This window comes from Lishizhenia sp. (assembly GCF_033720595.1).
Taxonomy (GTDB): domain Bacteria; phylum Bacteroidota; class Bacteroidia; order Flavobacteriales_D; family Crocinitomicaceae; genus Lishizhenia.
In genome coordinates, this window is sequence record NZ_JAWWCF010000149.1 from 1 (window position 1) to 7564 (window position 7564).

10 protein-coding genes are annotated in these 7564 nt (G+C 35.9%); 2 read left to right on the forward strand and 8 right to left on the reverse strand.

All coding sequences use genetic code 11. The annotated features are described in order from the left end of the window. The 4 genes from sucD to R3333_RS10665 form a co-directional block, all read right to left on the reverse strand. Positions 1-745 (reverse strand): succinate--CoA ligase subunit alpha (gene sucD, locus R3333_RS10650; protein ID WP_318958778.1); only part of this gene is annotated, 745 nt, incomplete at its 3' end. 711 nt (positions 746-1456) lie between these two features. After that, the gene (locus R3333_RS10655; protein ID WP_318958779.1) at positions 1457-1669 is read right to left on the reverse strand and encodes a hypothetical protein; all 213 of its coding nucleotides are present in this window, start codon (positions 1667-1669) and stop codon (positions 1457-1459) included. A 69-nt stretch (positions 1670-1738) separates the two neighbouring features. After that, positions 1739-2257, reverse strand: coding sequence for a hypothetical protein (locus tag R3333_RS10660; RefSeq protein ID WP_318958780.1), 519 nt, complete (start codon positions 2255-2257; stop codon positions 1739-1741). Positions 2258-2700: 443 nt separating this feature from the next. Further along, positions 2701-3090: a hypothetical protein gene (locus R3333_RS10665; RefSeq protein ID WP_318958781.1), complete on the reverse strand. Its 390-nt coding sequence runs from the start codon at positions 3088-3090 to the stop codon at positions 2701-2703. Positions 3091-3177: 87 nt separating this feature from the next. Between R3333_RS10665 and R3333_RS10670 the strand changes: the two genes are divergently transcribed. Then, positions 3178-3864, forward strand: coding sequence for a hypothetical protein (locus R3333_RS10670; RefSeq protein WP_318958782.1), 687 nt, complete (start codon positions 3178-3180; stop codon positions 3862-3864). Between the two features lie 34 nt (positions 3865-3898). Here R3333_RS10670 and R3333_RS10675 read toward each other — a convergent pair whose 3' ends face one another. Next, positions 3899-4381 (reverse strand): thermonuclease family protein, encoded by a 483-nt coding sequence (locus R3333_RS10675; RefSeq protein ID WP_318958783.1) that lies wholly within the window; start codon positions 4379-4381, stop codon positions 3899-3901. 505 nt (positions 4382-4886) lie between these two features. On the opposite strand from R3333_RS10675, the gene R3333_RS10680 reads away from it, so the two are divergent. Beyond that, positions 4887-5459 carry a helix-turn-helix domain-containing protein gene (locus R3333_RS10680; RefSeq protein ID WP_318958784.1) on the forward strand — a complete coding sequence of 191 codons (573 nt, stop codon included), beginning with the start codon at positions 4887-4889 and terminating at the stop codon, positions 5457-5459. Between the two features lie 13 nt (positions 5460-5472). On the opposite strand, the gene R3333_RS10685 is transcribed toward R3333_RS10680, so the two are convergent. The 3 genes from R3333_RS10685 to aqpZ form a co-directional block, all read right to left on the reverse strand. Then, positions 5473-5679 (reverse strand): hypothetical protein, encoded by a 207-nt coding sequence (locus R3333_RS10685; protein ID WP_318958785.1) that lies wholly within the window; start codon positions 5677-5679, stop codon positions 5473-5475. 148 nt (positions 5680-5827) lie between these two features. Beyond that, positions 5828-6532 carry a hypothetical protein gene (locus R3333_RS10690; protein ID WP_318958786.1) on the reverse strand — a complete coding sequence of 235 codons (705 nt, stop codon included), beginning with the start codon at positions 6530-6532 and terminating at the stop codon, positions 5828-5830. A 118-nt stretch (positions 6533-6650) separates the two neighbouring features. Next, complete coding sequence (gene aqpZ, locus R3333_RS10695; RefSeq protein ID WP_318958787.1) at positions 6651-7343, reverse strand: aquaporin Z; 693 nt, start codon at positions 7341-7343, stop codon at positions 6651-6653. Positions 7344-7564 lie beyond the last annotated feature (221 nt).

Consider the following 7564-nt stretch of genomic DNA (forward strand, 5'->3'; position numbering starts at 1 on the left):
CTGCGTGACCCATTGTTCTTCCTTTAGGAGCAGTTTCTCCTGCGATGAATCCAACAACTGGCTTCGTTCCGTTTTCTTTGATCCACTTCGCAGCGTTAGCCTCTAAGTTACCACCGATCTCACCGATCATTACGATACCTTCAGTTTCTGGGTCGTTCATCAATAACTCAACCGCTTCTTTAGTAGTTGTTCCAATGATTGGGTCACCACCAATTCCGATAGCTGTAGTAATACCTAAACCTGCTTTAGCAACTTGGTCAGCCGCTTCGTAAGTTAAAGTACCAGACTTAGAAACGATACCAACTTTACCCGTTTTGAAAACGAATCCTGGCATAATTCCAACTTTCGCTTCACCAGCAGTAATAACACCTGGACAGTTAGGTCCGATCAAAGTACAATCCATTCCATTCAAGTATTCTTGAACGTAGATCATATCTTTTACTGGAATACCTTCTGTGATACAAACGATAACTTTGATACCAGCGTTAGCAGCTTCCATAATTGCGTCAGCAGCAAATGCAGGCGGTACAAAGATAATAGATACATCAGCACCTGTTTCTTCAACAGCAGCAGCAACAGTATTAAATACTGGCTTGTCTAAGTGCTTTTGTCCACCTTTACCTGGAGTTACCCCTCCAACAACGTTTGTTCCATACTCAATCATTTGTCCAGCATGGAAAGTTCCTTCACTTCCTGTGAATCCCTGTACGATTACTTTAGAATCTTTATTTACTAATACGCTCATGAATGCGAGTTTTTTGTCTGTTTTAATTTGCGCTTCCAAAAATAGCCGTTTATAGTATTAATGCAAAGTATTGAGGCGAGAAAATGAGAAAATAGTGATAAGTGATGGGTGAGAGGTGAAAACTTAGCGGTATTTATAGGTGTATTTAGGCTACCCCCAATCCGCTGAAAGACGTCTTGGGTAGGGCTAACGCTACTACTCCTCGTTGCAAAACACTTTCTACATTCCCAGTAATAAAGCTTCCTCGGTCGCTCTATTTCTTGGATGTATCAATGTGTTTTGCCCCTGTGGGGTATACGCTCATATCCCTGGTAGAAGTCAGTATAGAGAGTGAGTAGGGAGCAAGAGGTATTATTTGATTGTAAGTATAGCTCTCTGTTTAACTACTTAGAAATTTAAAAATTTAATGATTTAAACCTTTAAAAAAGGTGGAATAAATGTATGCACCTTTAAGATATTAGGTCTTCCTTAAATCTTTAAATAATGAGCGCAGCGAATGTTTTAAATTTTTAAATCTTATCAAATGATGAACCTGCGAATCCATCAAATTTTCAAATTGAGATCCATTGAAGATTCCATCCGCCTTATCAACCCGTTGAGGCCTGAGGTCGAGGAATGAGAAGTCTCGAAGGCCGTAGTCAAGTCCATCACATCAAACAAACTATCTAAAAGTCTAACGGTCTAACGGTCTAAAACTCAAAAACTCTACCTCTACATTAACCTTTCATTGAGGATGCGAATCTTATCGTTGTTGCGCGTAATTTCTTTTTCTATGTAGCTTTTATAGGCCACGCGGAGTTGAGATTTGGAGGCGAACTTGAGTTGTTCGTCCAAGTATTTCCCGTAAGAGAGCAATCCATTTTTTTGAAATTCAAGCATCTTGCTTCGAATTACCCATTTTTGTTTGTCTGTCACGTTTTTCATTACCTATCTGTTTACGGGATAGTAAGTTAAGGAATAAAATTCACATGGAAATAGCTCGCTTAATAATATTTACGCAAAGTAGGTTATTTCTTCTTTAAAGCCTTTTCGCATGGGGGTTTGAAGTTGAGTTAAGGAATGAACCATCTTTTTACTATCAACTTCAATTAGCCCTGGAAGATAGACCTTCATTGTGCTGAAATCATTCATTACGATCAATAAACCTTTTTCTTCTTCTCGAGTGCGTTTATATAAAGAAGCAATCTCTCTAATATTTTGAATAGCTATAATTTTCTTTTTCTTTCTATTTAATTTTCTTTTTACAATCAAGGAAGAATTGGTCAGTTCTATTTCCGAGAAAAACCTTGCTCTAAGGTAAAGGAATAAAAACATCATTATTATACTTATCGCACCGCTAAAAAAAACTTGCTCATATCGTAGAAGGAGGCCTGTACATAAGAGAAACAAGCCTAAAAATAATCCGAAATAAATCGATTTTACGATAGGATCATGGTAGAGCTTAGGTTTAAAGGCGAAGTAAATATGTTGTTGAATTTTCTTTTCTGAGGGGCTATTTTCTGCTCCCTTCATTTTTTTGTCCAAGAAAAATTTAAAATGATGTAGGTCTTTATAGAGAGAATCGTGTAAATAATAACTTTTTCGATTCAAAAGCTTGATATGCATGCCTTCTATTTCTCCAAAAAGAATAGAAGAAGGTTGTAAACCAGTAAGTTTAACACCGCGTACTTCATTGAGCTTAATTAAATCTTTTCCGATTTTAAAGTGATTTTCATAAACCAGAATTTTCTTGGAAAGAAGGAAAAGCATAAGGATTGCGAATATTCCTATAAAGGAAATAAAGCAACCAAATGTAAAGTAGCCAAAATTACCGTTATCTCTTAGGTTAAAATCGTAATTGAAGTAAATATCCCCCATCAAAATTAGTCCCATGAGGATAAGCAAGATTCCGCTTAAAAGATTTATAAGTCTGAAACCTGTAAGTCGTGGTTTTATTTTAAAGATGGGAGTTCCAATCATTCGGTTGTTGCCTTCGATTTATATATCATAGTTATTACAAAGACAATAATACCATAAATAATTCCAAAAAGCAGTCCGGTAAACATAATCAGTGCTTTTGGTGAAACAGGAGCAGCGCTGTATTCCCTTGCGAAAACTGGGTTGTTGGCCAAATAGCTATCAGCTAATAAGGCTTGCACACCTGCGTTGAAAATTCCGCAGAGTATTCCAAAAAAGAGTACATGGGCTATCCTATTTGAAGGGACCTTGGTTTTAAAACCATATGCTGCAATAAATGCGTAAATGAGCCAAAATACCGGTTCGGTAACTATACTATTGGTAAAAACAGAAAGTAGTCCTACCAAGACACCAAAAGATGCGTACGAGATAATCAATTTCCAATTCATGACCTGTGTTTTTTGAATGTATACTACAAGTTACGGATATTCTTTGAGGAAGTAAAAAAATGTTAGTTTCGTCCTAAATTTATTTAAATGAGCACCTTTACCAAGCGCTATTTCGACCCTAAAGATGAAAACAAACATTTAACACTCGTGTGGGAACCGGGGTATAGAAATGTACATATCTATTACTTTAAAAAGTTGATTCAAATTATCGAAGATCCCATGGAAATAAAAAAGGGAACTTTCTTTAATTCTGAAGACGTAGGGAAAGTGTCTCTTGCTTTTACTAAAGAGAGACCTATGAAAATAGAGTTGAAAGTGGAGGGGAGAAGGTATAAAACGGTGAATAAACTAAAACGTGAGTTACCTAATTTTGTATCTATCAGAATACTTTTTGCATACTTTACCCTAACAAGAACTATAGGATTGTTTACGCTTTTAAACTCTTTAAGTCTGAGTTTTGTTTCTCCGTTGGGAATTTACAATACGGTTTGTTTTATTGGGTATTTGTTAACCTTTATTTTGATAAAAAGTTATCCAAGAATCTACTATGTGGGTACTTCAATTTATGGCCTAGTAGTATTAATGCATATACTTTCTTGGGTGGGTGTATACCCCTTGGGCGTGCGTATGAACTACGATGCTTTTACCTCAATTTTCGTATTCATTCTCCAAGCAATTGTTGCGAGTTATTTTATCAGAGAGTTGAAGCCCATTAATAATTACATCGATAAGAAGAAGCCGCAAACGGAAGATGTGTTAATCGATGAAATTTAAGTCAGAAAAGTAAAACTAACCTTGTTTTAGAGCTTTAAGGTTGTTGCCATATTCCAAGTTTTAGAGATTTGGCAAGTCTTTCTTGTTGCGTGAAAAGTGTGGCGTATTTGGTGTTGGGAGGAATGGGCAGTTTGTGGGCATATCCCTTTTGAACCAAGGTTTTATTTACAAAAACAGTATCGTCTACGTATGCGTAGGCTAGGGTTCTACCGTATTTATCGGTATGTTCTTGGTCGAATTCTAGTCGGATTTCTCGGTCTGCAATTAAATCTATTAAAAATTCTTTGGCCGCTTGGGCATAGAACTCTTCGGGTTCATTACCATGCTTTAATTCAGGTGTGTCTATTCCTATCAGTCTTATTTTTTGTCGATTCAAAGCTTCATCTACCACCCAAAAAGTATCACCGTCAACGATACGGGTAACACGAAAAAATAATTTTTTTTCATTTTCTCCTGAACAATTGATAATCAGGAGTGTTATAAGAATAGTAATAAAGATATTTATAAAGAGTTTCATAGCATTTATTAGTATCTAGTTGTAAAGGGTTTAAAGGCGCTTCAATGAGGCGCCTTTGTTTTGCAATAAAAGTAAGCTTTCATTTAAATATAATGCAGTGTAACAAGCTTGTAAATTCCCAATTTGTATGCGTATAGATGTATAATAGTCTTCTCAATGCTTTTCCTGGTAATTTTGTTTTAAATAATTTGAAGGGGTTAGGTAAACAATGAAGGTGATAAATTGAAGAGATGGTTTTCTCTACGTATAGCTTTCTTAGCTATTCGATCCATTAACCTACTCATACTTTTGGCATGAGTAGGTCTCTGAAATTTTCAGATTGGATAAATCATCTAAATTTCCTTTTGAGAAACTTTTGATAATATCGTGGTGCTTAGGTAATAATCTGTGAATATTCTATTCGAATACTTTTCACGTCTCATTCGGTTTTATTTTCCATTATAAATTTAATAAAAAAATATTAAGTGATACATAGTGTATCATTTAAACTTTTTACTTTTAGTGTATGAGAGACTACTCGGCGAAAAATGAAAGTGCATTTAATGAAAAAAGATCTGATGCTTCAGCCAACAGAAATACTATTATTCGTGTTGCCCATGATTTATTTGCGCTAAAGGGACCCGAAGTTTCTATGAGTGTAATTGCGAGAGAAGCCAAAGTGAGTAGGGCTACACTTTACAGGAATTTTGAAGACAAGGGAAGTTTAGTACTTGCGTTAATGCATTATAATTTAAAAATATTGGAAGATTATGCAGACACCTTAGCGCATGATGAAAATGAATTCCGTTTATTGTTGATGAAGGCAGCCGAATTTCAATATCGCTATCAAGGATTGTTACCATTTTTACCGCAAAGAGCTACGCATTTAAATGAAAGGTTGATTCAATTGGTCCAAGGTCCGATTGAACGCGCAATTAAAAGGGGAGAAGTAGCCCCTAGTTATGAAGTGTTAAACGATACAGTATTATTGATTAGGATGCTGGGCAGTGTCGTTCTACCTTCTGCAATTTTAGATAGTAAGGCAAGCATGAACAGAGCATGGGAAATGCTCTTAAAAGGGTTGGGAGCAATTGATTAAAGGATTATTTCTTCTATTGCTTACTCGGTATTTTATTGATAATACTAGCCCAAAAAGGAATCAAGAAGTAAATCATAGCGGGTACTAAGATACCTGTGAGTATTAATGTTCTTACGTAAATAGGAAGATGATTGATATCGTTACCAATTAAATAACTCAGCAAGGTAATGGCTGGATAAATGGCAACCCAAACAATTAATGTATTTCTTCTTTTAGACACAATAGAATTTTTATGCAAAAGTACATTCTTTCTACTTTGTTTGTAGCGATGTATCGCATTCAGGTGTAAAGAAACGCTGTTCTATCATTTATTTGACTTTTTTGGGCAATCGCAAGCTTAGTTTACCCCTTCATTTCTGAGATCAATTCTATTTCACCTTTACATAATTTGAGAATTCGCAGATTTCTTTGATGTATACTCTGTTACCTAAGAGATTCATCCATAATTCGGCAATTTCGTGATCTACGAAGTATTTCTTTTTGGCGGCGTTAAAGTTGTAGTAAATATTTACCTCGAGCTCCTTTACCTGGAAAATATGAAAACGTACAGGGTGCTCATTGATGAATTGTGCCCTTTCTAATTTCTTGGTTTGCTTATTAAAATATGCGTAACCAATGCATTGACTTAGAAAACTATACAGGTCGGGGAGTCCATCTGGTTCAAAACGGAAACTCACTTTTAAATAGTCTTTATTATCCTCAACGATATGCCATGAAGTGTCTGAAATTTTACCCGTTGCTCCATGTTTATCTTCGTTATGATTTTTATTGAATACGGCTATTTCTTTAGAGGTAGGTACTCTATGGTCTACACTGTCTAGGTGCCAGCGTTCCCCCAGGTTTAATTTGGGGTTGTAGTGGGCCTTTTTAACTTTTTGATCATTTTTAATGTAGGTGGTGGTGGTGGTGGTATAGGCGTACTTCGCTAGGGAGTCAATCAAATGTTCTGTAAGCGTTGTTTCATTAAACTGAAACTGCTCCAAACGTTGGAATATTTTTGATTTGTTATCGTTCGCTCTTGTTATTTGAGGAATAAACGAGAGAAGAAAAAGTAAGCATATTAATCTCTTCATAATACACAATTTCAGAATGTTCATATTTGCTTATAACAAGGTAATAAAACTCTGAAATTAACGAGTAAATACGTTCAAAATTCACCTGATTTTATTCTGTAATATTAATAGAGTTCGGTTATTCTGGGATTTCCATGGATAAAATCTTAAACATTAGTCCGGCTATAATAGCACCTATGAGAGGGGCTACCCAGAACAACCAGAGCTGTTCCATTGCTGCTGTTTCACTAAAGATTGCTTGACTCGTACTTCTTGCTGGGTTAACAGAAGTGTTGGTAATTGGTATACTAATAAGGTGTATAAGTGTAACCCCTAATCCAATAGATAATCCAGAAATTCCTTTTGGAGCTAATTCGCAGGTTGCGCCTAAAACGATGAAAATGAGCATGAAAGACATGATGACTTCTATTAAAAAAGCAGACGGTAATTCATATTTACCAGGAGAAAGCTCTCCATAGCCGTTTGCAGCAAATGAACCGATAACAACATCTGGTTTGCCGAGCAGAATGACATATAACAAAGCAGCTCCGCTAATGGCTCCTAACAATTGAGCAAGAACATAGTAGGGGACGTCTTTACCTTCAAATTTACCTGAAACCCACAAGCCAATAGTTATAGCAGGATTTAAATGGCTGCCAGAAATTGGGCCAATAGAGTAAACCATGGTAAGCACTGAAAGTCCAAACGCCAGTGATACACCTAAAACACCAATTCCAAGTTCGGGATAATTGGCAGAGATCATGGCGCTACCACATCCTCCAATAATTAACCATAAAGTACCAATGTACTCAGCTAGAAACTTATTTGTCATTTTATATTTCAGTTGTAGTTGAACTACAAAATTACTTTTTTAATTGATTTACAAGGGCTATAGTAGTCTTTGAGGAAGGGGATTCCTTCGTTGAAAATTACTGCCGCAAGTTAAATTGCTGGGGAGTTAAATGTTAAAAAAAAAATATGATTTTTATAAATAATACCAATTTCAAACAGGGATAGCACTGGCAGCGCCTGAAGGATTTTGTGGTAGGAGGC

Coding starts and splice junctions, on each gene's coding strand:
- R3333_RS10675 (WP_318958783.1), bottom strand. CDS start 4,381: ATGAAACTCTTTATAAATATCTTTATTACTATTCTTATAACACTCCTG.
- R3333_RS10680 (WP_318958784.1), top strand. CDS start 4,887: ATGAGAGACTACTCGGCGAAAAATGAAAGTGCATTTAATGAAAAAAGA.
- aqpZ (WP_318958787.1), bottom strand. CDS start 7,343: ATGACAAATAAGTTTCTAGCTGAGTACATTGGTACTTTATGGTTAATT.
- R3333_RS10670 (WP_318958782.1), top strand. CDS start 3,178: ATGAGCACCTTTACCAAGCGCTATTTCGACCCTAAAGATGAAAACAAA.
- R3333_RS10690 (WP_318958786.1), bottom strand. CDS start 6,532: ATGAAGAGATTAATATGCTTACTTTTTCTTCTCTCGTTTATTCCTCAA.
- R3333_RS10655 (WP_318958779.1), bottom strand. CDS start 1,669: ATGAAAAACGTGACAGACAAACAAAAATGGGTAATTCGAAGCAAGATG.
- R3333_RS10665 (WP_318958781.1), bottom strand. CDS start 3,090: ATGAATTGGAAATTGATTATCTCGTACGCATCTTTTGGTGTCTTGGTA.
- R3333_RS10660 (WP_318958780.1), bottom strand. CDS start 2,257: ATGAAGGGAGCAGAAAATAGCCCCTCAGAAAAGAAAATTCAACAACAT.